Origin of the sequence: Skermanella mucosa (genome assembly GCF_016765655.2) — a bacterium.
Classification (GTDB): domain Bacteria; phylum Pseudomonadota; class Alphaproteobacteria; order Azospirillales; family Azospirillaceae; genus Skermanella; species Skermanella mucosa.
The window spans coordinates 404,810-428,826 of sequence record NZ_CP086106.1 but is presented as its reverse complement, the minus strand read 5'-3'; the positions used below and the strand labels follow the sequence as shown (position 1 = coordinate 428,826).

Below are 24,017 nucleotides of genomic sequence, written 5' to 3'. Positions count from 1 at the left end.
CCACGTGGCCTCCCTCATCCGCCGCACAACGTTCTCGGCAGTGGGCGGAACGGGCTGTTCAACATTCCGGGTATGGAAAGGCTCTGTTTCAACCATTAAACAAGGTTACAATATGAAGAGTTGGTATGCACCACCAAATCGATACTTCCGATCGGGGCAACTTGACGCTGGGCGGAGCCCGCGACCCTTTCAGAAGGTCACCGGCATGCGCTCGATCGCCTTCTCCCCGGCTGCCTCCTGCTGTCGGGTCCACATGGCGGAATAGGCGCCGCCGCCGGCCAGCAGGTCGGCGTGGCGCCCGCGCTCGACGATGCGGCCGTCCTCCAGCACGATGATCTCGTCGGCGTCGATCACGGTGGACAGCCGGTGCGCGATCACCAGGGTGGTGCGGCCCCGGCTGACCTCGCGCAGGTTGGCCTGGATCTCCCGCTCGGTGTGGGTGTCGAGCGCCGAGGTCGCCTCGTCGAACAGCAGGATCGCCGGCCGCTTCAGGATGGTCCGCGCGATCGCGACACGCTGCTTCTCGCCGCCCGACAGCTTCAGCCCGCGTTCCCCGACCATGGACTTGTAGCCGTCGGGCAACCGGGTGATGAAATCGTGGATATGGGCGAGGCGGGCGGCCTGCTCGACCTCCTCCACCGTGGCGCCGGGGCGGCCGTAGGCGATGTTGTAGAAGATCGTGTCGTTGAACAGCACCGTATCCTGGGGGACGATGCCGATCGCGGCGCGGAGCGACGCCTGGGTCACTTTCGAAATGTCCTGCCCGTCGATCAGGATGCGGCCGGCGCCCGGATCGTAGAACCGGAACAGCAGCCGGCTGATGGTCGACTTGCCGGCGCCGCTGGGACCGACGATCGCGACGGTGCGGCCGGCGGGCACGGCCAGCGATACGCCCTTGAGGATGGGGCGCCGGGGATCGTAGCCGAACTCCACCCCCTCGAACGCGACGGTGGCGCCCTCCACCGCCAGCGGCCTGGCGTCGTCAGCGTCGGCGACCTCCCGGTCGATGTCGAGCAGCTCGAACATCTTCTCCATGTCGGCGAGGCTCTGCTTGATCTCGCGGTAGACGAAGCCGAAGAAGTTGAGCGGCTGGTAGAGCTGGAGCAGGTAGGTGTTGACCAGCACGAAGTCGCCCAGCGTCATGGTCCCGTTCATGATGCCGCGCGCCGCCATGTACATCACGATGGTCAGCCCGACCGAGATGATCGCCGCCTGGCCGATGTTCAGCAGGGACAGGCTGGTCTGGCTGCGTACCGCCGCCGACTCGTAGGAGCGGAGCGCGCCGTCGTAGCGCCGGGCCTCGTGGTCCTCGTTGCCGAAATACTTGACCGTCTCGTAGTTGAGCAGGCTGTCGATCGCCTTGGTGTTGGCCTGGTTGTCCATCTCGTTCATCTCGCGGCGGAACTTCATCCGCCACTCGGTGATGACCAGGGTGTAGGCGATGTAGGCGACCACCGTCAGGAAGGTCGCCAGCGCGAACCAGACGTTGAACATGCCCCACAGGATCGCGCAGACCAGCAGGATCTCCAGCAGGGTCGGCAGGATGTTGAACAGCATGAAGGACAGCAGCGTCTGGATCGCCCGCGTGCCCCGCTCGATCGAGCGCGACAGCCCGCCGGTCTGGCGTTCCAGGTGGAATCGCAGCGACAGCGCGTGCAGGTGCCGGAAGACGTTGAGCGCCACCGACCGGATCGACCTTTGCGCCACCTTGGCGAAGATCGCGTCGCGCAGTTCCCCGAACGCCAGGGCCAGCACGCGGGCGAGGCCGTAGGCCAGGATCAGCCCGACCGGCAGCGCCACCGCCGCGGCCCCCGTGGCGCCCAGCGCGTCGACCGCCTGCTTGTAGAGGATCGGGACGTAGACGTTCGCCAGCTTGGCGACGATCAGGCAGGCCATCGCGGCGACGACGCGGACCCGCAGCTCGGTCTCGCCGCGGGGCCAGAGGTAGGGCAGCAGGGAACGGATGGTCTCCCGCTCCCCCAGCTTTTTGGCACGGGTGAAGCGGGTCGTGTCGGTGACGCTCATGAAGGCTGGCCTGATGCCGCTGGATCCTGAAGAGCTAACCTAGGCCGGCGGGGTGCGGGAGTCCACCGGGGCGGGAGGGGCGGTGATCCGGCAGGGCATGGCATGTAGCGCTTGAAACCGCCTGCGTCACCTGTCATTTCTGGAGCGACACTTGGCGGAGGAAGACGATGGCTGACCCGGCCGACCGGTATCCGGCAGCGTCCGGCAGGGAAGATGTGCAGCGGGTCGTGGAGTTGCTCGGCGGGTCCAGGGTTTTCCGCCATGAGCTCAGGACGCCGCTGGAGGCGCACGACATGCTCATGCAAGGGCTGCCGGGTCGGGCGCTCGACCATCTTTTCGGAAATCTTGTGGTTCTCAAAAGATCCAACTCACTCGACAGGGCCGTCGGGATGAGCCTGCGCACCCTGCAGCGGCGACGGGAATCCCCTGAAAAGCCGCTTGGCCAGGAGCAGAGCGGCCGGGCCTGGAAGTTCGCCGAGATCCTCGCCAAGGCGACCGAGGTATTCGGTTCGCAGGAGGAGGCGGAACAATGGCTGGACCGGCCCGCCACCGGCCTGGACCAGCGTCGCCCGATCGACCTGCTCGCGACGCCGGCCGGCGTGGAGATGGTTCAGGACTTCCTGCATCGACTGGAATACGGCGTCTACACGTGACTCCCTTGCCGGCCGCGCTGGGCGGTGGTGAAATCGTCGCATGGCGCCTGGACCAGGCCGGATATGCCTCGACCTGGGACAGCGGCGAGGGCGCGTACCTGGTCGGCGGCCGGTGGAACAGCAGGGGCGTGCGGGCCGTCTATTGCTCCATCGATCCGGCGACTGCCATCCTGGAGGTCGCGGTGCACAAAGGCTTCAAGGCGCTGGACACCGTGCCGCATGTGCTGACGGCGATGGCCGTTACCGACCCGTCCAGCATTCATGTCGTCGATCCATCGACCCTCCCCAACGCTAGCTGGCTGAGGCCGGGCATCCCGAGCGCCGGCCAGCAGCAATTCGGGGACGAGTTGTTGAGCCGGCACAAGTTCGTCGTGATACCCAGCGCGGTTTCATCCCGGAGTTGGAACCTGCTCTTCGTCGCCTCCGGCGCGGCAGGATCCTATTCCCTCCGTTCGCAGGAACGGTTCGCGCTCGACACCCGGCTACATCCCCCGGCCGCCTGAGAACCGCGGCGCCTTTCCTGTCCAAAAACCGTGCATGACCAAAGCTTCTTATGCCATCATGGGGCGGAGGCAGTGTCGGCAGGGTGGAAACGGCATCGGAATGTTCATGAACGGCCCGGAAAGATCAGACGATACCCGGACCTTCGTGTTCCTGGCCGGCATCGCCGCGGCGGGCCTGATCGTCGCGATCGGGTTCCACCTGATCTGGGGGGCGCTGATCCCGCGGAACGATCCCCTGCCCAAGGCCGCCATCTTCGATCCGGCGCTGCGCGTGGCCCTGAGCGAATACGGCACCTCGGTGACCGAGACGCGCGCGGTCTTCACCGCGTCCACGCCGCAGGGTACCCGCACCGTCAGCAATTGCTCCGACTATATGAAATTGCTGAACCAGGGCGTGCGCGCCGCGGCGGGCGAGCCGGACGATGTGCTCGACGCCTACCGGAGCTGCCCTGTCCTGTTCCTGCTCCGACAGGCGCGCCAGCCCGACACGTATCTGGCGCCGCTGTCCCATCTGGCGGGAACCATCGCCGAGCGCCTGGACGTGGCGACCCTTCCGGCGGAGTTCCGCCCGCCGCTGGAGGCCAAGGACGACAACTCGCCGTTCCGCCCGCGCTATGTCGTCGATGAAGAGAATCTCCTGATTTCGTCGGCGGACGGTTCCTGGTCCATGACGATCCTGGCCTCGGGCAGCTTCTCCGGCGACGGGCGGGAGGACATCGCGGCCCGGATCGACCGGGGCGGGTCCCGCCGCTACGTCATCCTGTCGGCGCGGCCGGACGGCAGCCTCGACGCCAGGTCGCCGGAAAGCCTGGCGATGACCACGACCTTGCCGGTCCGGCTGCGCTGATCAGGCCGGCAAGCGCCCGGTCCGGTTCTCGGTCCGGTTCAGGTATCCCACGACCAGGTATGTCAACGGCGTCGCGGCCGCCTCGAAGCCCGACTTGACCAGCCACTGGGTGACGGCGGCGCCGGCCAGCGCCTCGGCCGGCAGCACGCCGGCGAAGGCGACGGTCATGAACACGGCGGAGTCCAGGAATTGCCCGACCAGGGTCGAGCCGATGGTGCGGACCCACAGCAGCCGGCCGCCGGTCCGGCGCTTCAGCCAGGCCAGGACATGGGCGTTGACCAACTCCCCCGCCAGATAGGCCGCGAAGGACGCCAGCAGCAGGCGCGGCGTGGCGCCCAGGATCGCCTCGAACGCCGCCTGGTCGTGCCAGAAGGGGGCGGCGGGCAGTGCCAGCGCCAGCGCGAAGGCCGCGACCGCCAGGATGTTGCACAGGAAGCCCAGCCAGATCACCCGGCGGGCGGCATCCAGGCCGTAGACCTCCGTCAGGACGTCGCCGATGATGTAGCTGACGGGGAAGATCAGGACGGCGGCCGGCAGGACCAGCCCGCCGACCATGATCAGCTTGACCGCCGCGACGTTGGAGACGATCAGGCAGGTCACGAACAGGGCGACGACCAGGACAAAGCTGGAAGAATGGCCGGGTGTCGGCGATCTGGACATGATTGTTCCGGGGAAGCTGCAAAACGCGCCCTATGCCGGCCGCCGCGGCACCTGTCAATGCCGGCGGCCTGTTGGGGCTTTCGCTTCGGCCCTCGATCCACTATATGGCCGCTCTCCATGAGAACCGCCGATTTCGATTTCGATCTGCCGCCCGACAGGATCGCCGACCAGCCGGCGCGCCCGCGCGACGCCGCGCGCCTGCTCCATGTCGGGGACACCTTCGCCGACCATATCGTGCGCGACCTGCCCGGCCTGCTGAACCCCGGCGACCTGCTGGTCTACAACGACACGCGGGTGATCCCGGCGCGCCTGACCGGCCGGCGCGGCGAGGTCCGCGTGGAGGTCACGCTGCACAAGCGCGAAGGCGCCGACACCTGGCACGCCTTCGCCAAGCCGGGCAAGCGGCTGCGCGTCGGCGACACCATCGCTTTCGCGCCCGACCTGTCGGCGGAGGTGCGGGGCAAGCGCGAGGGCGGCGACGTCGAGCTGCGCTTCTCCGTCGCCGGGTCGGACCTGATGGCGGCGCTGCACCGCCACGGCGTGATGCCCCTGCCCCCCTATATCCGCCGGCCCGACGGGGAGGATGCTGCGGACCGCGACGATTACCAGACGGTGTTCGCCGCCCGGGAGGGCGCCGTCGCCGCGCCGACCGCCGGGCTGCATTTCACGCCCGGCCTGCTGGCCCGGCTGGACGAGCGCGGCATCCGCCGGGTTCCGGTGACGCTCCATGTCGGGGCCGGCACCTTCCTGCCGGTCAAGGTCGAGGACATCCGCGACCACCGCATGCATGCCGAATGGGGCGAGATCGGGCGGGAAACGGCGGAGGCCGTCGCGGAGGCCAGGCGGGCCGGCGGGCGGGTCGTCGCGGTCGGCACCACGTCGCTCCGGCTGCTGGAAAGTGCGGCGGCCGAGGACGGAACGCTTGCGCCGTTCAGCGGCGACACCGACATCTTCATCACCCCCGGATACCGTTTCAAGATCGTGGACCTGCTGCTGACCAACTTCCATCTCCCCCGCTCGACGCTGTTCATGCTGGTCTCGGCCTTCGCCGGGCTCGACCGCATGCGCGCCGCCTATGCCCACGCCATCGCCTCGGGGTACCGGTTCTATTCCTACGGCGACACCTCGCTGCTGGAAAGGGCACCTCGGGAATGACCGCCTCCACGGGTTTGACGACGGGCCTTGGTTTCGAACTGCTGAAGACCGAGGGCGCCGCCCGGCGCGGCCGCCTGACGACCGCGCACGGCAGCGTCGAGACGCCGGCCTTCATGCCCGTCGGCACGGTCGGCACGGTCAAGGGCATGCTGCCCGGATCGGTGAAGGAGACCGGCGCGCAGATCCTGCTGGGCAACACCTACCACCTGATGCTCCGCCCGACCGCCGAACGGGTGGCCCAGTTCGGCGGGCTGCACAGGTTCATGAACTGGGATGGCCCGATCCTGACCGACTCCGGCGGCTTCCAGGTGATGTCCCTGTCCGACCTGCGGACCATGGACGAGGACGGCGTCACCTTCAAATCGCACCTGGACGGGCGGCGCCACCGCCTGACGCCGGAGCGGTCCATGCGGATCCAGCACCTGCTGGACAGCAACGTGACCATGTGCCTGGACGAGTGCACGCCCTTCCCGGCCACCCACGAGGTGGCGGAGAAGTCGATGAGGCTCAGCATGCGCTGGGCGCGGCGCTCGCGCGACGCCTTCGTGGAGCGGCCGGGCTACGGGCTGTTCGGCATCGTGCAGGGCGGCGTCTATCCCGACCTGCGGGCGGAATCGGTCGAGGCGCTGACCGGCATCGGGTTCGACGGCTACGCGGTCGGCGGGCTGGCGGTCGGCGAGGGCCAGCAGACCATGTTCGACGTGCTGGACTTCACCACGCCGCTGATGCCGGCGGACCGCCCCCGCTACCTGATGGGCGTCGGCCGGCCGAGCGACCTGATCGGCGCGGTCCGGCGCGGCATCGACATGTTCGACTGCGTCATGCCGACCCGGTCGGGGCGAACGGGGCAGGCCTTCGTCCGGCGCGGCGTGCTGAACATGCGGAACGCCCGCCATGCCCACGACACCCGTCCGCTGGACGAGGACTGCCGCTGCCCCGCCTGCCGCGACTACACCCGCGGATACCTGCACCACCTGTTCCGGGCCGGCGAGATGCTGGGGCCGATGCTGCTGACCTGGCACAACCTGACCTATTACCAGGACCTGATGGCGGAGCTGCGGCGCGCCATCGAGGAAGGCTGCTTCGAGCGGCGCGCGGCCGAGCTGGAGGCCGGGCTGGCGCTCGGCGACCTGCCCGCGGTCACCGATCCCCTGGCCGATTCCCTGAAAATACCCGTCGTTCCCGAGGAGAGCTCGAGTGTCCCAGTCGATCTATGACGGCCTGACCCAGCTCGGCGGCAACACCGCCCAGCCGGCCTCGCCCGAGGAGGCGGTGCTGGAGCGCGTGCCGAACCCGCACCCCGGCACGGCCTATCTGGTGCGCTTCGCCGCCCCCGAGTTCACCTCGCTGTGCCCGATCACCGGCCAGCCCGACTTCGCGCACCTGGTGATCGACTATGTGCCGGGCGACTGGCTGGTCGAAAGCAAGTCGCTGAAGCTGTTCCTGACCTCGTTCCGCAACCACGGCGCCTTCCACGAGGCCTGCACCGTCGGCATCGCCAAGCGGCTGGAGGCGGAGCTGAATCCTTCCTGGCTGCGGATCGGCGGCTACTGGTACCCGCGCGGCGGCATCCCGATCGACGTGTTCTACCAGACCGGACCGGCTCCGGACGGCGTCTGGATCCCCGACCAGGGCGTGGCCCCCTACCGTGGCCGCGGCTGAGACCAGCCAAAGGACACCCGAGGGGATCCGGGAAGCGATCCGCGACCGGGCGCTGGGCCTCGGGTTCGACGCGGTCGGGTTCGCTCCCGCCGGGCTGGGCGACGAGGCCCGCGAGCGGCTGGCCGAGTTCCTGGCCCGGGGCATGCACGGCGACATGGGCTGGATGGTGGAGAAGGCCGACCGCCGGGGCGATCCCCAGGTCTTGTGGCCGGAAGCCCGCACCGTCATAGCGCTCGGCATGTCCTACGCGCCGCACGAGGACCCGAGGGGACTGCTGGAGCATCCCGACCGCGGCGTCGTCTCGGTCTATGCCCGCGGGCGCGACTACCATGACGTGGTCAAGGGCCGGCTGAAGGCGCTCGCCCAGTGGGTCCACCGGGAGTTCGCGGCGGAGGTCAAGGTCTTCGTCGATACCGCCCCGGTCATGGAGAAGCCGCTGGCCGAGCGGGCCGGGCTGGGTTGGCAGGGCAAGCACACCAACCTGGTGTCACGCGAGCATGGTTCCTGGCTGTTCCTGGGGGAGGTCTACACCGCGCTGGACCTGCCGCCGGACGCACAGGGCAAGGACGCCTGCGGCTCCTGCCGGCGCTGCCAGGACGCCTGCCCCACGGCGGCGTTCCCCGAACCCTACCGGCTCGACGCGCGCCGCTGCATCTCCTACCTGACGATCGAGCACAAGGGCCCGATCCCGGAGGAACTGAGGCCCCTGATGGGCAACCGGATCTATGGCTGCGACGACTGCCTGGCCGCCTGCCCGTGGAACAAGTTCGCCCGCCGCACGCGGGAAGCGGCCTTCCTGCCGCGCGCCGAGCTGACGGCGCCCCGGCTGGCCGACCTGGCCCAGCTGGACGACGCCGGGTTCCGCCAGGTCTTCTCCGGCTCCCCGATCAAGCGGATCGGCCGGGACCGATTCGTGCGCAACGTGCTGACCGCCTTGGGCAACAGCGGCGATCCCTCCGCCATCCGGGTGGTGGAGCCGCTGACCCGCGACGCCTCGGATCTGGTGCGCGACGCCGCCCGCTGGGCGCTGGAGCGGCTGGGCGGGACGGCCCCGGAAATTTCCCTTTGACCATGAAGCGGCTTCGCGTCAGACCGATAGCGGACATCCACGGCCCCTGACTTCAGGCCCCTTGGGAGAGACTCCGGCATGACGATCCTTCAACTCCTGTTCGGCCTGGTGCTCCTGGTGGCCGGGGGCGAGGCCCTGGTCAGGGGCAGCGTGGCGGTGGCGCAGCGCCTGGGCGTCTCGCCCATGCTGATCGGGCTGACGCTGGTCGGCTTCGGCACCTCCACCCCGGAACTGGTCACCAGCCTTCAAGCGGCAATGATCGGCGCGCCGGGGGTGGCGATCGGCAACATCGTCGGCAGCAACATCGCCAACATCCTGCTGATCCTGGGCGTCTCCGCGATCATCCTGCCGATGGCGACGACCAAGGAGGCCTTCCGGCGCGACGGGCCGGTGCTGGTGGGGGTCAGCGTGCTGATGGTGGCGGCGGTGCTTGCCGGATCGCTCGCCCGCTGGGTCGGCATCGTCTTCCTGGTTCTGCTCGCCGCCTACACCGTCTACACCTATTTCACCGAGCGGGAGAGCGGGAGCCCCTCCGCCAAGGTCCACGCCGACGAGGCGAACGATGCCGCCGACCGGCCGCCGCGCGGCATCGGGTTCGGGCTGGGGGCGCTGCTCATCGTGGGCGGCATCGCCGGCGTGGTCTACGGGGCGAGCCTGCTGGTCGACGCGGCCCTGGTGATCGCCCGGGCCGCCGGGCTGTCCGAGGCGGTCATCGGCCTGACGCTGGTGGCGGTCGGCACGTCGCTGCCGGAACTGGTCACCTCGGTCATGGCCGCGATCCGGAAGCACACGGACGTCGCCTTCGGCAACATCATGGGCAGCAACATCTTCAACATCCTGGGCATCGCCGGCGTCACCGCCGTCGTCACGCCGATCTCGATCCCGCCCGAGATCGCCGGCTTCGACATCTGGGTGATGCTCGCGACGGCCCTGCTGCTGGTGGCGTTCGCCGTCACCGGCTGGCGCGTCAACCGCTGGGAAGGGGTCGCACTCCTGGGCTGCTACGCGGCCTACCTCGCGGTCCAGCTATCGCCCGGGGCCCGGGCGCTGGTTGGCCTCGCCTGAGGAGGAGGCGCCGATGACAGGCGAGCGGCGGCACGATCCGCGCTTCGGACCCGACCCCGACGCCCTGCACCCGCTGGCGGAACACCCCCGGGTGATGTTCGTCCGGAACCTGCCGCTCCCGCCCAACGTGGAGATCGGCGCCTACACCTATTACGACGACCCGGAGGGGCCGGAAGCCTTCCTCCGGAACGTCCTGTACCATTACGAGTTCACCGGCGACCGGCTCCGGATCGGCCGGTTCTGCGCCCTCGCGACCGGGACGGCGTTCCTGATGAACGGCGGCAACCACCGGACCGCTGCACCGTCCAGCTATCCCTTCCTGATCTTCGGGGGCGCCTGGGCCGGGCGCTTCGACGGCGAGGCCGAGTTCCCGGACCGCGGCGACACCGTGGTCGGCAACGACGTCTGGACCGGCTGGAAAAGCACGATCCTGCCGGGCGTCACCGTCGGCGACGGTGCGATCGTCGCCGCCCGGGCAGTGGTGACGCGGGACGTGCCGCCCTATGCGGTGGTCGCCGGAAACCCGGCCCGGGTGGTCCGCATGCGCTACGGCCCGCACGATGTCGAGCGGCTGCTGCGGCTGCGCTGGTGGGACTGGGACGCGGAGAAAATCACCCGGAACATCCCCGCGATCAGCGGAGGCGACCCGGACGCGCTGGCGGCGGCAACCTGACGTACACGCCGGCGCCCCTCCCGCTCCGCCGACCCAGTCCCCACATAAGGGGCTGCCCCCACTGTCCTGGAACCCTGATGCTCGGATCGGCCCATCTTCAACGTGTCTACGAAGCGGCGGAGGATTGCGTCGCCGCCGGACGCTACACCAATGCCGCCAAGCTGCTGGCCAGCCTGCTGGTGCAGGACCCGGAGCCTGACCACGAGCGGATCGCCGCCGTGCTGGACGCCCTGATCGAGATCTCGGCCGAGCCGTCGGCCCTGATCAACCGCGCCGCCATGCTGCTCGACCCCGTCATGGGTGAAACCGATCCCGAACGGGCGCTGGCCCTGCTCCAGGACGCCGCCGACCAGACCGACGACCCCGAGCACCCGGAGCACACCCTGTCCGGGCTGGCCCACGGCATGATCGGCGACTGCTACATCCGGGGAGCCGGCGTGTCGGCCGACCCCGATGCCGGCTTCGGCCACTACCTGCTGGCGGCGGAGTACGGCAACGCCAAGGCCGCCTATAATGTGGGTCTCGCCTACGACCAGGGGATGCTGGGCCAGGCGGTCGACCGCGACGCCGCCAAGCGGTTCTACCGGATCGCCGCCGACGGGGGCGAGGCCGCGGCCATGACCCGGCTCGCGGTGCTCTACATGACCGACCAGGACCCGCCGGACGAGGTCACGATCGTGGACCTGCTGGAAGCCGCGGTCGAGCGGGGCGACGAGGACGCGGCGGAGATCCTGCAGAACCTCCAGGACGATGTCCTGGAGTGACGCCCGCGCAGTTTGATCCAGGCCGGCCCGGGTCCCGTCAGCGCACGCCCTGGGGCCAGATCACCACGCGGACGGTCTGGAGCAGGATGATCAGGTCGAGCATCAGGCTGCAGTTCTTAACGTAGTAGAGGTCGAACTTCAGCTTCTCGCGCGCGTCGGCGATCGACGCGCCGTAGGGATAGTTGACCTGGGCCCATCCGGTGATCCCCGGCTTCACGATGTGCCGATAGGGATAGCAGGACATGTCCTTGACCAGGTCGTTGACGATGGTGGGCCGCTCCGGCCGGGGGCCGACGAAGCTCATCTCGCCGCTCAGCACGTTGAAGATCTGCGGGATCTCGTCGATCCGGATCTTGCGGATGATGCCGCCGATGAAGGTCACGCGGGGGTCGTCGACCGACGCCCAGCGGGCGACGCCGTCCTTCTCCGCGTCGACCCGCATGCTGCGGAACTTGATGACCGAGAACTTGCGCCCGTTCAGCCCGACGCGCTCCTGCCGGTAGAAGACCGGCCCGCCGTCCTCCAGCTTGACCGCCAGCGCCGTGAAGCACAGCAGCGGCAGCGCGAACAGCAGGAACGCCAGGCTGACCGCGACGTCGAAGGTGCGCTTCACCGCCGTCTCGAACCGCCCCATGGTGCTGCCGTTGGAGAACAGAAGCCAGTTGGGATAGGGGCGGTCGATCTCGAGCTGGCCGAACTCCCGCTCGAAGAAGGTCGCGGTGTCCAGGATGCGGATGCCCCTCAGGCGGAACTGGAGCAGCGTCTCGCGCGGGACGCTCTGTTCCGGATGTTCCAGGGCCACGACCACCTCGTCGGCGTTCAGCGTCTCACACAGGGACAGCAGGTCGTTCGCCCGCACCACCCGGCTCTCGGTCACGCAGGTGGCGCACGGCTCGACCGGCGCGAAGCCCAGCACGATGAAGTTGGCCGGCCGAAGTTCCCGCTCCGCCCGCTCGATCCGCTGCGCCTGCGGCCCGGTCCCCAGCACGAGCACCCGGTTCTTCAGGGACTGGATGCTGGCGATCCGGGTCAGCACCGCGCGGTTGCCGAGCAGCCCCGCCGAAGCGAGGGCCAGCGCCGGAAACAGCGCGCTCATCCAGATCCTGCTGCCGGGAACCACGTAGAAGATCGTCATCAGGCACAGGAACGAGAGGCCGAGCCCGATCAGGATGCGCAGATAGAGCACCTTGATGGTCAGGAGGTATTTGCGCTCGTACAGGCCCATCATGAACAGGCAAGGGATCGTCATAGCCGTGAAGACGACGGTCTGATGAAGATGTCCCTCCTGGTTCGTGAGAACGATGTCGAGTGTTGCGTAGCTCAGGCTGAGACACAGGATCATGGCGCTTGCCAGAACGCCCACATCGGCAAGAGCCAGGAAAAGGAAAGAAGTTGGAATGAACATGTTGAAAACGCGGATCATATTGAACTGCCCCCCACCCGGTTTTCTGTCCAAAAGCGCCTTTTTGAAAGAATTCTATAAATTTTCATGAAAAAGCGCGCATTGACCGAGGTCCGCTGAATGAGTTCTTGGCGCGGAGGATAGCACCGGTTGACCGCCGGAAACTCGTTCTTGTGCATGAAATAGGCAAACCTTTTGACGTACCGCCTTGTCCCGAAAGGAGAAATTGGGTTTGCGCGGGAACTTTGACGCCGCCGGGGCATCGATCGAACGGGGGAGCGAGGGAACCTTTCGCCTAGTTACAAATCCAGCGCGTTTTGAGGATAATTCATTACTATCGGCGGCCATCACGCAATGCAGAAATGTCTTATGTTGCAGTGCCTCATAATTGTTCCATCGAGCTTTCCACAAATGTTACAGAAGCTTCCGGCGATGGTTTAATGACTCTTTAACGCTGAATCATGTACTTCTGGCGTTAGAAAGCCTCATGGCGGCGGTGTGTTTTCCACAGGAAACCAGTGGATTTCCAACATGCGCCATTGATCAACTTATGAAGCTGACGGGATGACTGAAAAGAAATCGGAAGTGAGGGCGGCCCTCGCCACCTGCCGCAATGCCTTCGTCATGACGGCGGCGTTCAGCGCGTTCATCAACCTGCTGATGCTCGTGTCGCCAATGTACATGATGCAGGTCTACGACCGGGTGTTGCACAGCCGGAGCGAGGCGACCCTGCTGATGCTGACCCTGATCACGGTCGGCCTGCTGGGCGTGATGGCCCTGCTGGAGGTGGTCCGGTCCCGCGTGCTGGTCCGCGTCGGCGGGCGGCTCGACCAGGAAATGAGCGAACGGATCCTGTCCGCGCAGTTCCAGGCCAGCCTGCACCGGGTCGGCAGCAATCCGGCGCAGGCCAGCCGCGACTTCGACACGGTCCGCCAGTTCCTGACCGGGTCGGGCATCTTCGCTTTCTTCGACGCTCCCTGGACGCCGCTGATCCTGGCGGTCATCTTCATCTTCCATCCCATGCTGGGCCTGATCGCGCTTGTCGGCGGCATCCTCCTGTTCGCCCTGGCCATCGTCAACGAGGCGGTGACCAAGAAGCCGCTGGAGGAGGCCAACCGCAACGCGGTCGTGGCGGCGGGCGCCATCGAGAGCAGCATGCGCAACGCCGAAGTGCTCGAGGCGATGGGCATGTTCGGCAACTTCCGCCGCCGCTGGTCGGGCCGGCGCGAGGAGATCCTGCGCCTCCAGGCGATCGCCAGCGACCGCGCCGGCGTCATCATGGGCCTGACCAAGTATCTGCGCCTGCTGCTGCAGACCGCGATCCTGGGCGGCGGCGCCTGGCTGGCCATCCACGAGCAGATCTCCCCCGGCGTGATCATCGCCGCCTCGATCCTGATGGGCCGCGCGCTGGCCCCGGTCGAGCAGGCGATCGGCACCTGGAAGCAGTTCGTCGGCGCCCGGATCGCCTATCGCCGCCTGAACGAGCTGCTGAACCGCATTCCCAAGGCGGTGCCGCGCACCGAGCTGCCCCGCCCGGTCGGCGACCTGAAGGTGGAGACGGTCGTGGTGGTGCCCCCCGGCGGCTCGGCCCCGACCCTGTCGCGGGTCAGCTTCGACCTGGCCGCCGGTCAGGTGCTGGGCGTGATCGGCCCGAGCGGCGCCGGCAAGTCCACCCTCGCCCGGCTGCTGGTCGGCGCCTGGCGGCCCTATGCCGGCACCGTGCGGATCGACGGCGCCGACCTGCACAACTGGGACCCGGAGCGGCGCGGCAGCTTCATGGGCTACCTGCCCCAGGACGTCGAGCTGTTCGACGGCTCGGTCTCGGAGAACATCGCCCGGTTCGGCGAGCTGGACAGCGAGGCGATCGTCGCCGCCGCCCGGCGGGCCGGCGTCCACGACATGATCCTGCGGCTGCCCCAGGGCTACGACACCCCGATCGGCACCGGCGGCTGCGCGCTGTCCGGCGGCCAGCGCCAGCGCATCGGCCTGGCCCGCGCGGTCTATGGCGGCCCGGCGCTGGTGATCCTGGACGAGCCGAACTCCAACCTGGACGACGAGGGCGAGTCGGCCCTGGTCCACGCCATCTCGGAATTGAAGCGCGCCGGCACGACGGTGATCATCATCTCCCACCGGCCCAGCATCCTGAGCGCCACCGACCAGATCCTGGTGCTGGCCGACGGCGGCGTCCGGATGTTCGGCAACCGGAACGAAGTCCTGTCCCGCTTCACCCGCCCCGTCGTGGCGTCCGCATCCACCCCGGCCCAGCCGGGCCTGACCGCCCAGCAGGCTTCCTGACATGACCAGTCTGATCGAGACCAACCCCGGCCTCCTGCCCGCGAAGCCCGCCGCCGGCCGCGGAGCGAAGGCCAAGCCCAATTTCCCGACCTCCTACAACGGCACGATCACCGCCGGCTGGCTGGTGATCCTGGCCGGCTTCGGCAGCCTTGCCGCCTGGTCGGCGCTGGCCCCGCTGAGCACCGCCGCCATCGCCAGCGGCACGGTCGTGGTGGATAGCTACCGCAAGTCGGTGCAGCACCTGCAGGGCGGGATCATCCAGGACATACTGGTGCGCGACGGCCAGAAGGTCCAGGCCGGCGACGTGCTGGTCCGCCTGGACCCGACCCAGACCCGGTCGCTGGCCCAGATGCTGCGCGCCCAGGTCGACCTGGCGAAGGCCGAGGAGGCCCGTATGCTGGCCGAGCGCGACGGCCTCCCCGACATCCGCTTCCCCGCCGACATGATCGAGCGCGCCCGGACCGAACGGGACCTGGCCGAGACCATGGCCGGGCAGAAGCGCATCTTCGAGGCACGCCGCGAGAGCCTGATCGGCCAGACCTCGATCCTGCGCAACCGGATCGCCCAGTCGCTCGAACAGATCAACGGCATGGAGATCCAGGAGAAGGCCAAGCTGCGCCAGAGCGCCCTGCTCGACAAGGAGCTGAACGGCCTGCGCGAACTGGCCGACCGCGGCAACGCGCCGGCCAACAAGGTCCTGCAGTACGAGCGCGAGGTCGAGGAGCTGACCGCCGAGCGCGGCGAGATCCTGTCGCGCATCGCCAGCGTCCGCCAGCAGATCGGCGAGGCCGAGCTTCAGATCACCCAGGCGCAGAAGACCTTCCTGGAACAGGTCGAGACCGACCTGCGCACGACCCAGGCCCGCCTGTTCGAGTCGGCCGAGCGCCTGCACGCCACGACGGCCGAGCTGAGCCGCATGGAAGTGCGCGCGCCGGAGACCGGCGTCGTGGTGGACATGGCGTTCCACACGGTGGACGGCGTGATCAGCCCGGGCGGCCGCATCATGGACATCGTGCCGCAGAACGACCAGCTCGTCGTGGATGCCCAGATCCGTCCGGCCGACATCGACGGGCTCCAGGTCGGCATGGAGGCGGAGATCCGCTTCCCGGCCTTCAACCAGCGCACCACGCCGATGATCCATGGCCAGCTCAAGACCGTCTCCGCCGACCGGCTGGTCGACCCCAAGACCAACATGCCGTACTTCAACGTGCGCGTGCTGGTGGACGAGAAGAGCAAGCAGAGCATCTCCGGCCTGAACATCATCCCCGGCATGCCGGCCGAAGTGGTGATCAAGAAGGGTGAGCGCACGCTGCTCTCCTACCTGATCCAGCCGATGCAGGACACCTTCGTCCGCGCCATGCGCGAATAGCGGGCGACGGCATATGGGAACGAGAAAAGCCGCCCTGCGAGGGGCGGCTTTTCTCGTTCCATAGTCCACAGATGAACGCGGATGGACAGGGATATTCCCTCTGTGATCCTAATCCGTGAACGCCGCCTTCACGACCTCGCATTTGTTGCTCAGGTGCCGCCGCAGCGCCGCTCCCAGCCCGACGCCGTCGCGGCGCTCCAGGAGCGCCAGGATCTCCTCGTGCTCGTCCACCGCCTGCTTCCACCGGGCGTCCGACATGTTCGCCATGTAGCGGGCGCGGCGGATGCGGGTGGCGAGGCCGTCGTAAAGGGTGCGCAGCGTGGCATTGCCGGAGGCGTCCATGATGCCTTCGTGGATGCGCTGGTTCAGCCGGAAATAATCCGGCAGCTCGCCCCGCCGGTAATGCTCGACCATGCGCTCGTGGAGGGCGCGGATCGAGGATATGCCGGCGTCGCCGATCCGGGCGCAGGCCAGTTCGCCTGACAGCGCCTCCAGCGCGCCCATCACCTCGAACATCTCGTCCACGTCGCGGGCGGTCAGCTTGGTCACCACGGCGCCGCGGTTGGGCAGCAACTCCAGCAGCCCTTCGGAGGCCAGCACCTTCAGCGCCTCGCGCAGCGGCGTGCGCGAGATGCCGAACTGCTCGCACAGCTGCTTTTCCGGCACCCGGCTGCCCGGCGCCAGCTCGCCCTCCAGCACCAGCCCGCGCACCCGCTCGACCACCTCGTCGTGGAGCGAGCGCCGCGCGATCCGGCCGGCCGGTTCCATAAGCGCGTCGGTCATGCCCGTGCCTCCTGCCCAAGCGCCCGTTCGAGCACCCGCGCGACATGGATCGCGGAGCGCCGGGCGCCGTCGTGGATCTGGTGACGGCAGCTGGTGCCGTCGGCGACGATCAGGGTCTCCGCGTCGGCCGCCCGGACCGCCGGCAGGAGGGAAAGCTCGGCCATCTTCATGGACACATCATAATGCTTCGCGTCGAAGCCGAAAGCCCCCGCCATGCCGCAACAGCCGCTGTCGATGACCTCGACCTCCAGCCCCGGCACCAGCCGCAGGGCCTTCTCGACAGAGCCCATGGCACCGAAAGCCTTCTGGTGGCAGTGGCCGTGGACCAGCGCGCGCTTCTCCGCCAAGGGTTTCAGCGGCAGCTTCAGCCGGCCCGCCGCGTCCTCCCGCGCCAGGAACTCCTCCAGAAGCAGCGCCTGTCCGGCCAGCGCGTCGGTATCCTCCCCCGGCAGCAGCGCCTTGAACTCGTCGCGGAGCGTCAGCAGGCAGCTCGGCTCCAGCCCGATCACCGGGACGCCGCGCGCCACGAAGGGGGCCAGCGCCGCGACCGTGCGCCGGGCCTCGGCCCGCGCCTCCTCAACCAGCCCTGAGGCCAGGAAGGTCCGCCCGCAGCACAGAGGCCGGCTCTCTCCGCCGGCACGCGCGGTGCGCACCCGGTAGCCGCCGGCCTCCAGCACGGCCCGCGCCGCCCGCAGGTTCTCCGGCTCGAAATAGGTGTCGAAGGTGTCGGCCAGCAGCACGACCTCCGGCCCGCCGGGATTGCGCCCGGTCTCGTCAGCCCGGAACCAGTCGCGCCGCCACGCCGGCAGGCTGCGCCGGGCGCTGAAGCCCAGCATCCGCTCGCTCAGCCGGGCCAGCGCCGGCACCCGGTCGCGCAGGCCGGCTATGCCGCCCAGCCGGGCCGCCTTGGCGGCGTAGCGCGGCAGGAACGCGACCAGCCTGTCCATCGGCCGCAGGCCGTGGCGCTTGCGGTAGTGGTGCAGGAACTCGATCTTCATCCGCGCCATGTCGACGCCGGTCGGGCATTCGCGCTTGCAGCCCTTGCAGCTCACGCACAGGTCCATGGTCTCGTACATCTCGTCCGAGACCAGGGCGTCCGGCCCGAGCTGGCCGGTCAGCGCCAGCCGCAGCGAGTTGGCCCGCCCGCGCGTCACGTGCTTTTCGTCCCGGGTTGCCCTGAACGACGGGCACATCACCCCGGGGTTGGACTTCCGGCAGGTGCCGTTGTTGTTGCACATCTCGATCGCGCGCGACCAGCCGCCCCACTCGGACCAGTCCAGCGCCGGCTCCAGGGGTTGGGGCGCGTAATCCGGGCCGTAGCGGAACAGCGTCCGGTCGTCCATGCGCGGCGCCCGGACGATCTTGCCCGGGTTCATCATTCCCTTCGGGTCGAAGGTGTCCTTGATCTCTTCGAAGGCCCGGACCAGCCGCGTGCCGAACATGCTCTCGTGGAATTCCGAGCGGGAGATCCCGTCGCCGTGCTCGCCCGAATGGGACCCCTTGTAGGCCCGCACCAGCGCGAAGGCCTCCTCCGCGATGGCCCGCATCCTGCGCGCGCCGTCGGCCTCCTTCAGGTTCAGGATCGGGCGGACATGCAGGCACCCGACGGAGGCATGGGCGTACCAGGTCCCGGTCGTGCCGTGCCGGGCGAAGACCTCGTTCAGCTCATCGGTATAGTCGGCCAGATGCTCCAGCGGCACCGCGCAGTCCTCGATGAAGGAGACCGGCTTGCCGTCACCCTTCATGGACATCATGATGTTCAGCCCGGCCTCGCGCACCTCCCAGATCGAGCGCTGCTGCACCGGGTCGACCACCTCCACCACAGCGTCGGGGAAACCCAGGTCGGCCATGGCCTGGTCCAGCCGCTTCAGCTCGCGGACCAGCGCGTCCCGGTCGGCGCCGGCGAACTCGACCAGCAGCAGCGAATCGGGCTCGCCGCGCACGAACCTGCCGAGCGTCGCGTTGAACTGCGGGATCGCGCGGCCCAGCTCGATGATGTTGCGGTCCACCAGCTCGACCGCGACCGGCCCCAGTTCCACCAGATGCCGGGTCGCGACCATCGCCGAGCGGAAGGTCGGGAAATGGCAGACGCCCAGCACCCGGTGCGTCGGCACCGGCTGGACCTCCAGCTCGACCCGCGTGGTGAAGGCCAGCGTGCCTTCGGACCCTACCAGCAGGTGGGCCATGTTGTTGCCGCCGAGGCCGTCGCCCGGCACCACGCTGTCCAGGTTGTAGCCGCCGACCCGGCGCTGGACCTTGGGGAAGCGGGCTTCGACCTCCGCCGCCTCCCGCCCCGCCACGGCGCGGACCCGCCGCACCAGGTCCAGGAACCCGGGCGAGCCGGCGGCGGCGTCGGGGTTGCCCGGCACAGGGCCGAAGCGCATCGCTTCCCCGTCGGGCAGGATCGCGTCGATCGACAGCACGTTGTCGACCATCTTGCCGTAGCGGAGCGAGCGCGCGCCGCAGGAATTGTTGCCCGTCATGCCGCCGATCGTGCAGCGGCTGGCGGTGGACGGCTCGACCGGGAAGAACAGGCCGTTCTTCCGCAGGAAACCATTGAGCCTGTCCAGCACGATGCCGGGTTCCACCGCCACCCGGCGCGACTCCGCGTCGAACTCCGCGATGGCGTTCAGGTGCCGGCTGACATCGACGACCAGCGCCTCGCCGACGGTCTGGCCGTTCTGGGAGGTGCCGCCGCCGCGCGGCAGCACCGGCACGCCCTGCTCCCGGGCGATCTCCAGGGTCGCCGCGACGTCCGCGACCGTGCGCGGTACCACCACCCCGATCGGCTGGACCTGGTAGATCGACGCGTCGGTGGCATAGCGCCCCCGGTCGAAGGCACCGAACAGCACCTCGCCCTCGATCGCGCCCTGCAGTCTCCTGGCAAGTCCCGTGTCACGCACCAGCTTCTCTCCCCCGGCCCGGCGGGCTGGATCCCGTTTTGATTTTGCATTCATAATTATCAATGTATAATGCATTGCAGGCGAGGAAACCATCGATTCATAAGAGAGGAGCCGCCATGCCGGCGCACAGCGGACGTCACTTCCTTCAGATCCCCGGCCCGACCAACGTCCCGGACCGCATCCTGCGGGCGATCGACCACCCGACCATCGACCATCGCGGGCCGGATTTCGGCCGGCTCGGCGCGAAGGTGCTGGACGGCATCAAGGGGATCTTCCGCACGGCGTCGCCGGTGGTCATATATCCCGCGTCGGGAACAGGCGCCTGGGAAGCGGCGCTGGTCAATACCCTCTCCCCCGGCGACCGCGTCCTGATGGCGGAGACGGGGCATTTCGCCAGCCTGTGGCGCGAACTGGCGGCCCGCCTGGGGCTGGAACCGGAGTTCCTGCCCGGCGACTGGCGCCACGGCGCCGACCCCGCCGCGATCGAGGCGCGGCTCGCCGAGGACCGCGAACATGCCATCAAGGCGGTCTGCGTCGTCCACAACGAGACCTCGACCGGCGTCGCCAGCCGCATCCCGGAGATCCGGGCCGCGATCGACCGCGCCGGCCATCCGGCGCTGTTCCTGGTGGACACCATCTCCTCCCTGGGCTCGATCGACTACCGCCATGACGAGTGGGGCGTGGACGTCACGGTCGGCGGCTCGCAGAAGGGGCTGATGCTGCCGCCCGGCCTCAGCTTCAACGCCGTCAGCGACAAGGCCCGCGCGGCGGCCAAGTCGGCCCGCCTGCCCCGCTCCTACTGGGACTGGGAGGCAATGATCTCCGTCAACGGGACCGGCTACTTCCCCTACACGCCCGCGACCAACCTGCTGTTCGGTCTGGACGCCGCCATCGACATGCTTATGGAGGAAGGGCTGGACAACGTCTTCGCCCGCCACGACCGCCATGCCGAGGCGACCCGCCGGGCCGTCCGCGCCTGGGGCCTGGAGGTCCTGGCGGCGGACGCGCGGGAATATTCCAGCTCACTGACCGCCGTCATGGTGCCCGACGGGGTCGATGCCGACGCGCTGCGCCAAACCATCCTGGAGCGGTTCGACATGTCGCTCGGCAACGGGCTGGGCCGGCTGAAGGGCAAGGTGTTCCGCATCGGCCACCTGGGCTCCTTCAACGACCTGATGCTGTGCGCGACCCTGTCCGGCGTCGAGATGGGCCTGGTGACCCACGGCGTGCCGGTCGAGCGGGGCGGCGTCCAGGCGGCGATGGAGTACCTGACCGGCAACGCCTGACGCCGATGCGGGGAACCCGGCCGCCCGCCGGGCGGTTGGGCTTCCATGGCGGACAGGGACGACAAGGAACCGATCGATATCGACGCGGTGTTCGAGCGGCTGCGCCGGGCGGTGTCCGGCCTGCCCAAGGCTGCCATGTTCGACCTGCGCGACCGGGGCTACGGCACGCCGTTCGAGCAGCTCGTCGGCAGCCTGATCTCCGCCCGCACCCGCGACGAGACGACGGTGGTGGTCTGCCTGCGGCTGTTCGCCGAGGCGCGCACCCCGGAGGACTTCGTGCGCCTGCCCGAGGACCGGCTCGCCGCCCTGCTCGACGGTGCCACGTTCCCAGAGCCCAAGGCCCGCGACCTGAAGGAGATCGCCCGGCGGATCGTCGGGGAACATGGGGGCGAGGTCCCCGGCAGCCTGGAGGCGCTGACCGCGTTCCGCGGCGTCGGCCCCAAGATCGCGGCCCTGACGCTCGCGGTGGGTTTCGGCCGCCCTGCGGTGGCGGTCGACGTCCATGTCCACCGCATCGCCAACCGCTGGGGCTATGTCGCGACCACGGCCCCGGAACGCACCATGCGGGAACTGGAAAGGAAGCTGCCCGAACGCTACTGGATCGAGATCAACGAGCGCCTGGTTCCGTTCGGCAAGTTCGTCTGCACGGCGGCCCGCCCGAAATGCACGGCCTGCCCGCTGCTGTCCATGTGCCGCCAGGTCGGCGTGGTCACTCCGCGCTGACCGCCCCCGGCGGCCCGGCATCCAGCAATCCGGCGATGGCCTGCTTGAGATCCGCCCCCGCGAGCGGCTTGTGGAGCAGCCGGATACCCTCCTGGTCGGCCCGCCGGAGCACCTCCGGCGCGGTATCCCCGGTCAGGAGTATCGCCGGGATCGGCCATTTCTCCCGGACCGCGGCGACCGCCTCGAAACCGCTGCCGTCGCCGAGCCGGTAATCCGAGACGATCAGGTCGAATGCCGACCCGCGCCCGGCGATGCAGGCGCGAAGCTCGCCCAGGCCCGAGACCCTGGTGACCTCCAGGCCCCATTCCCGCATCTCCATGAGCAGGGCGGCGGCGATGATGGGATCGTCCTCGGCCATCAGGACGGAGCACGGCCGCAGCTCCCCGGCTTCCGGGGCCGGGACCGCCGCGGGCCGGACCGACGCCGCATCCGCCCGCGGCACCCGGACCGAAAAGGTCGATCCGTGCGAGACCCTGGATCTCACGCCGATCCTCAGCCCGAGCATGTCGGCGATCCGCCGGACCGTGGCGAGGCCGATGCCGAATCCCCCCGTCAGGGCCGCCGGATCGCCGCCCTGGTAATAATCGTCGAAGATCCGGGCGAGCTGGTCCGCCGGGATGCCCCGGCCGGTATCGCGCACGTCGATCCTGACGATGTCGCCGTCCTCGTCGGCGGCTTCCACCAGGATGCCGCCCCGAACCGTGTATTTCAGCGCGTTGCCGATCAGGTTCCGCAGGATCAGCTCCAACAGCATCCGGTCGGTCAGGACCATGGCCGGCGTCGCCGAGACCTCGAACCTCAGCCCGGTCGCCCGGGCCTGCCCGGCGAACTCGCCGGCGAGCCGCTGGAGGAGAGCGTCCAGCGGGAAGGCCGACACCTCCGGCCGGACGACGCCGGCCTCCAGGCGGGCAAGCTCCAGCAGGCCGTTGAGCAGGCCGCGCAGGCCGTGCAGCGACAGCTCCACCATGTCGGACAGCGCCCTGGCGTCCGGGTCCGTCAGGCGGCGGTTCAGCAGGTCCATGTAGAGGCACGCAGCCGTCACGGGCTGGCGAAGGTCGTGGCTGGCGGTCGCCAGGAAATGCGACTTGGCGCGGTTGGCCCTCTCCGCCTCGTCGCGCGCCTGCCGCATGGCGGCCTCGACCTCCTTCAGGGCGCTCACGTCGGTGCTGGTGCCGCACCACTGGGCGATATCGCCGCCGTCGCCGCGGACCGGCAGGGCCCGGGTCTGGAACCAGCGGAATTCGCCGTCGTTCCGCCGGAGCCGATGGTCGATGTCCAGGAAGCCCTGCCGCGACGCCGCCTTCCAGGCGGCACGGGTCGCCGGGCGGTCGTCCGGATGGACAGGTTCAAGCCATCCCCAATGGAGCGCGTCGGCGCCGTCCTGCCCGGTGAAGGCGATCCACTGGCGGCTGGCCCAGGTCCAGTCTCCCTGGCCGACCGCCGTCCAGACGAGCTGGGGAATCGCCTCGCTCAGGGTGCGGAAGCGCGCCTCGCTGGTGCGCAGCGCGGCTTCGGCCTTCTCCCGCTCGGCGAGCCCCGCCAGCGCCTGCGCGTGGGACCGTTCGGCCTGGTCCTTCGCGGCACTGAGCGACTGGAACAGCCCGATCCCGCGAAGCGCCGTCGCGGCCGCGCGGGCCAGGGTCTCCAACGCGGCGACCTCCTCAGCGTCCGGGGTCCGGACCTCGGACCAGTAGACCCCGACCGCCGAGTCGGGGTCATCCCGCCCGATCGGAACGGTGATCAGGCTCCTGACGAAAGTCGGGCGGTAGGGTTCTGCGGGAACGCGGTCGTCCCGGTAGACATCGGGGACCACGGCGGTCCGCCCGTTCAGCATGGACCACCCGGAGATGCAGGACTCCAGCGGAAACCGCTGCCCACGCCAAAGCGGGCCGATGGCATGCTCGTCTACGTAATGGCACTGGTCGCCGGCCCGAAGGACGACCGCCACTCCATCGGCTCCGCAGAGCTGGCCGGCGGCCTCGCGGATCGAGCTCATGACCGCGTCGCGCGACCCGGCCGACTGGATCCGCTCCATCGCCTCCGAAAGACATCGCAGGCGGGCGTTGGTCTTCTCCAGGCGCTGCTCCGCCCTCCCGGTCATGGAGTCTTCCTCGTTTCCATCCCTGTCCGTACAGCAAACAAACGAAAGCGCCAAAGGATCGGAAAAGAACAGTCGATAT

General features: G+C 68.9%; 20 protein-coding genes. 14 read left to right on the top strand and 6 right to left on the bottom strand.

Annotation, left to right across the window (positions count from 1 at the left end):
• Nucleotides 1-189: 189 nt before the first annotated feature.
• Complete coding sequence (locus JL100_RS01970) at nt 190-2,025, bottom strand: ABCB family ABC transporter ATP-binding protein/permease (RefSeq protein ID WP_202684395.1); 1,836 nt, start codon at nt 2,023-2,025, stop codon at nt 190-192.
• A gap of 167 nt (nt 2,026-2,192) precedes the next feature.
• On the opposite strand from JL100_RS01970, the gene parS reads away from it, so the two are divergent.
• From parS to JL100_RS01955, 3 genes are all read left to right on the top strand, one after another.
• On the top strand, nt 2,193-2,678 hold the full coding sequence (gene parS, locus JL100_RS01965) for a type II RES/Xre toxin-antitoxin system antitoxin (protein WP_202684394.1): 486 nt from the start codon (nt 2,193-2,195) through the stop codon (nt 2,676-2,678).
• Between the two features lie 5 nt (nt 2,679-2,683).
• Nucleotides 2,684-3,181 carry a type II RES/Xre toxin-antitoxin system toxin gene (locus JL100_RS01960; protein WP_211113192.1) on the top strand — a complete coding sequence of 166 codons (498 nt, stop codon included), beginning with the start codon at nt 2,684-2,686 and terminating at the stop codon, nt 3,179-3,181.
• Nucleotides 3,182-3,281: 100 nt separating this feature from the next.
• The gene (locus JL100_RS01955; RefSeq protein ID WP_202684392.1) at nt 3,282-4,028 is read left to right on the top strand and encodes a hypothetical protein; all 747 of its coding nucleotides are present in this window, start codon (nt 3,282-3,284) and stop codon (nt 4,026-4,028) included.
• Here the strand turns inward: JL100_RS01955 and JL100_RS01950 are convergent, their stop codons facing one another.
• The gene (locus tag JL100_RS01950; RefSeq protein ID WP_202684391.1) at nt 4,029-4,688 is read right to left on the bottom strand and encodes a queuosine precursor transporter; all 660 of its coding nucleotides are present in this window, start codon (nt 4,686-4,688) and stop codon (nt 4,029-4,031) included. It abuts the gene before it with no gap.
• A gap of 117 nt (nt 4,689-4,805) precedes the next feature.
• On the opposite strand from JL100_RS01950, the gene queA reads away from it, so the two are divergent.
• The 7 genes from queA to JL100_RS01915 all read left to right on the top strand — a co-directional run bounded on the left by queA (nt 4,806) and on the right by JL100_RS01915 (nt 11,076).
• Nucleotides 4,806-5,843 (top strand): tRNA preQ1(34) S-adenosylmethionine ribosyltransferase-isomerase QueA, encoded by a 1,038-nt coding sequence (gene queA, locus JL100_RS01945; protein WP_202684390.1) that lies wholly within the window; start codon nt 4,806-4,808, stop codon nt 5,841-5,843.
• The gene (gene tgt, locus JL100_RS01940; RefSeq protein ID WP_202684389.1) at nt 5,840-7,060 is read left to right on the top strand and encodes a tRNA guanosine(34) transglycosylase Tgt; all 1,221 of its coding nucleotides are present in this window, start codon (nt 5,840-5,842) and stop codon (nt 7,058-7,060) included. Before queA ends, tgt begins: the two co-directional genes overlap by 4 nt.
• Nucleotides 7,053-7,505, top strand: coding sequence for a preQ(1) synthase (queF, locus tag JL100_RS01935; protein WP_456115314.1), 453 nt, complete (start codon nt 7,053-7,055; stop codon nt 7,503-7,505). Before tgt ends, queF begins: the two co-directional genes overlap by 8 nt.
• Entirely contained in the window at nt 7,492-8,574 is a 1,083-nt protein-coding gene (gene queG / locus JL100_RS01930) for a tRNA epoxyqueuosine(34) reductase QueG (RefSeq protein ID WP_202684386.1), read from the top strand. The genes queF and queG overlap by 14 nt, the downstream gene beginning before the upstream one ends.
• A gap of 78 nt (nt 8,575-8,652) precedes the next feature.
• Nucleotides 8,653-9,639, top strand: a complete 987-nt coding sequence (locus tag JL100_RS01925) for a calcium/sodium antiporter (RefSeq protein ID WP_202684383.1) — start codon at nt 8,653-8,655, stop codon at nt 9,637-9,639.
• 13 nt (nt 9,640-9,652) lie between these two features.
• Complete coding sequence (locus JL100_RS36640; RefSeq protein WP_202684381.1) at nt 9,653-10,312, top strand: CatB-related O-acetyltransferase; 660 nt, start codon at nt 9,653-9,655, stop codon at nt 10,310-10,312.
• Between the two features lie 77 nt (nt 10,313-10,389).
• A complete protein-coding gene (locus JL100_RS01915; protein ID WP_202684379.1) occupies nt 10,390-11,076 on the top strand; it encodes a tetratricopeptide repeat protein in 687 nt (228 codons plus the stop codon).
• 37 nt (nt 11,077-11,113) lie between these two features.
• Here JL100_RS01915 and JL100_RS01910 read toward each other — a convergent pair whose 3' ends face one another.
• Nucleotides 11,114-12,418, bottom strand: a complete 1,305-nt coding sequence (locus JL100_RS01910; RefSeq protein ID WP_202684377.1) for a TIGR03013 family XrtA/PEP-CTERM system glycosyltransferase — start codon at nt 12,416-12,418, stop codon at nt 11,114-11,116.
• 624 nt (nt 12,419-13,042) lie between these two features.
• Here JL100_RS01910 and JL100_RS01905 point away from each other — a divergent pair.
• A complete protein-coding gene (locus JL100_RS01905) occupies nt 13,043-14,773 on the top strand; it encodes a type I secretion system permease/ATPase (protein ID WP_202684375.1) in 1,731 nt (576 codons plus the stop codon).
• Between the two features lies 1 nt (nt 14,774).
• Entirely contained in the window at nt 14,775-16,142 is a 1,368-nt protein-coding gene (locus JL100_RS01900; protein ID WP_202684373.1) for an HlyD family type I secretion periplasmic adaptor subunit, read from the top strand.
• 108 nt (nt 16,143-16,250) lie between these two features.
• On the opposite strand, the gene JL100_RS01895 is transcribed toward JL100_RS01900, so the two are convergent.
• Nucleotides 16,251-16,925: a GntR family transcriptional regulator gene (locus JL100_RS01895; RefSeq protein ID WP_202684371.1), complete on the bottom strand. Its 675-nt coding sequence runs from the start codon at nt 16,923-16,925 to the stop codon at nt 16,251-16,253.
• A complete protein-coding gene (locus JL100_RS01890) occupies nt 16,922-19,828 on the bottom strand; it encodes an FAD-binding and (Fe-S)-binding domain-containing protein (protein ID WP_228421029.1) in 2,907 nt (968 codons plus the stop codon). Before JL100_RS01890 ends, JL100_RS01895 begins: the two co-directional genes overlap by 4 nt.
• Nucleotides 19,829-19,944: 116 nt before the next feature.
• On the opposite strand from JL100_RS01890, the gene JL100_RS01885 reads away from it, so the two are divergent.
• Together JL100_RS01885 and JL100_RS01880 are read left to right on the top strand one after the other, a co-directional pair.
• Entirely contained in the window at nt 19,945-21,114 is a 1,170-nt protein-coding gene (locus JL100_RS01885; RefSeq protein ID WP_202684367.1) for a pyridoxal-phosphate-dependent aminotransferase family protein, read from the top strand.
• A gap of 45 nt (nt 21,115-21,159) precedes the next feature.
• The gene (locus JL100_RS01880; RefSeq protein ID WP_202684366.1) at nt 21,160-21,837 is read left to right on the top strand and encodes an endonuclease III domain-containing protein; all 678 of its coding nucleotides are present in this window, start codon (nt 21,160-21,162) and stop codon (nt 21,835-21,837) included.
• On the opposite strand, the gene JL100_RS01875 is transcribed toward JL100_RS01880, so the two are convergent.
• Nucleotides 21,824-23,938, bottom strand: a complete 2,115-nt coding sequence (locus JL100_RS01875; RefSeq protein WP_202684364.1) for an ATP-binding protein — start codon at nt 23,936-23,938, stop codon at nt 21,824-21,826. The two genes, JL100_RS01880 and JL100_RS01875, sit on opposite strands and share 14 nt — an antisense overlap.
• Nucleotides 23,939-24,017: the final 79 nt, after the last annotated feature.

Coding starts and splice junctions, on each gene's coding strand:
- JL100_RS01970 (WP_202684395.1), bottom strand. CDS start 2,025: ATGAGCGTCACCGACACGACCCGCTTCACCCGTGCCAAAAAGCTGGGG.
- parS (WP_202684394.1), top strand. CDS start 2,193: ATGGCTGACCCGGCCGACCGGTATCCGGCAGCGTCCGGCAGGGAAGAT.
- JL100_RS01955 (WP_202684392.1), top strand. CDS start 3,282: ATGTTCATGAACGGCCCGGAAAGATCAGACGATACCCGGACCTTCGTG.
- JL100_RS01950 (WP_202684391.1), bottom strand. CDS start 4,688: ATGTCCAGATCGCCGACACCCGGCCATTCTTCCAGCTTTGTCCTGGTC.
- queA (WP_202684390.1), top strand. CDS start 4,806: ATGAGAACCGCCGATTTCGATTTCGATCTGCCGCCCGACAGGATCGCC.
- tgt (WP_202684389.1), top strand. CDS start 5,840: ATGACCGCCTCCACGGGTTTGACGACGGGCCTTGGTTTCGAACTGCTG.
- JL100_RS01925 (WP_202684383.1), top strand. CDS start 8,653: ATGACGATCCTTCAACTCCTGTTCGGCCTGGTGCTCCTGGTGGCCGGG.
- JL100_RS36640 (WP_202684381.1), top strand. CDS start 9,653: ATGACAGGCGAGCGGCGGCACGATCCGCGCTTCGGACCCGACCCCGAC.
- JL100_RS01915 (WP_202684379.1), top strand. CDS start 10,390: ATGCTCGGATCGGCCCATCTTCAACGTGTCTACGAAGCGGCGGAGGAT.
- JL100_RS01910 (WP_202684377.1), bottom strand. CDS start 12,418: ATGATCCTGTGTCTCAGCCTGAGCTACGCAACACTCGACATCGTTCTC.
- JL100_RS01905 (WP_202684375.1), top strand. CDS start 13,043: ATGACTGAAAAGAAATCGGAAGTGAGGGCGGCCCTCGCCACCTGCCGC.
- JL100_RS01900 (WP_202684373.1), top strand. CDS start 14,775: ATGACCAGTCTGATCGAGACCAACCCCGGCCTCCTGCCCGCGAAGCCC.
- JL100_RS01895 (WP_202684371.1), bottom strand. CDS start 16,925: ATGACCGACGCGCTTATGGAACCGGCCGGCCGGATCGCGCGGCGCTCG.
- JL100_RS01885 (WP_202684367.1), top strand. CDS start 19,945: ATGCCGGCGCACAGCGGACGTCACTTCCTTCAGATCCCCGGCCCGACC.
- JL100_RS01880 (WP_202684366.1), top strand. CDS start 21,160: ATGGCGGACAGGGACGACAAGGAACCGATCGATATCGACGCGGTGTTC.
- JL100_RS01875 (WP_202684364.1), bottom strand. CDS start 23,938: ATGACCGGGAGGGCGGAGCAGCGCCTGGAGAAGACCAACGCCCGCCTG.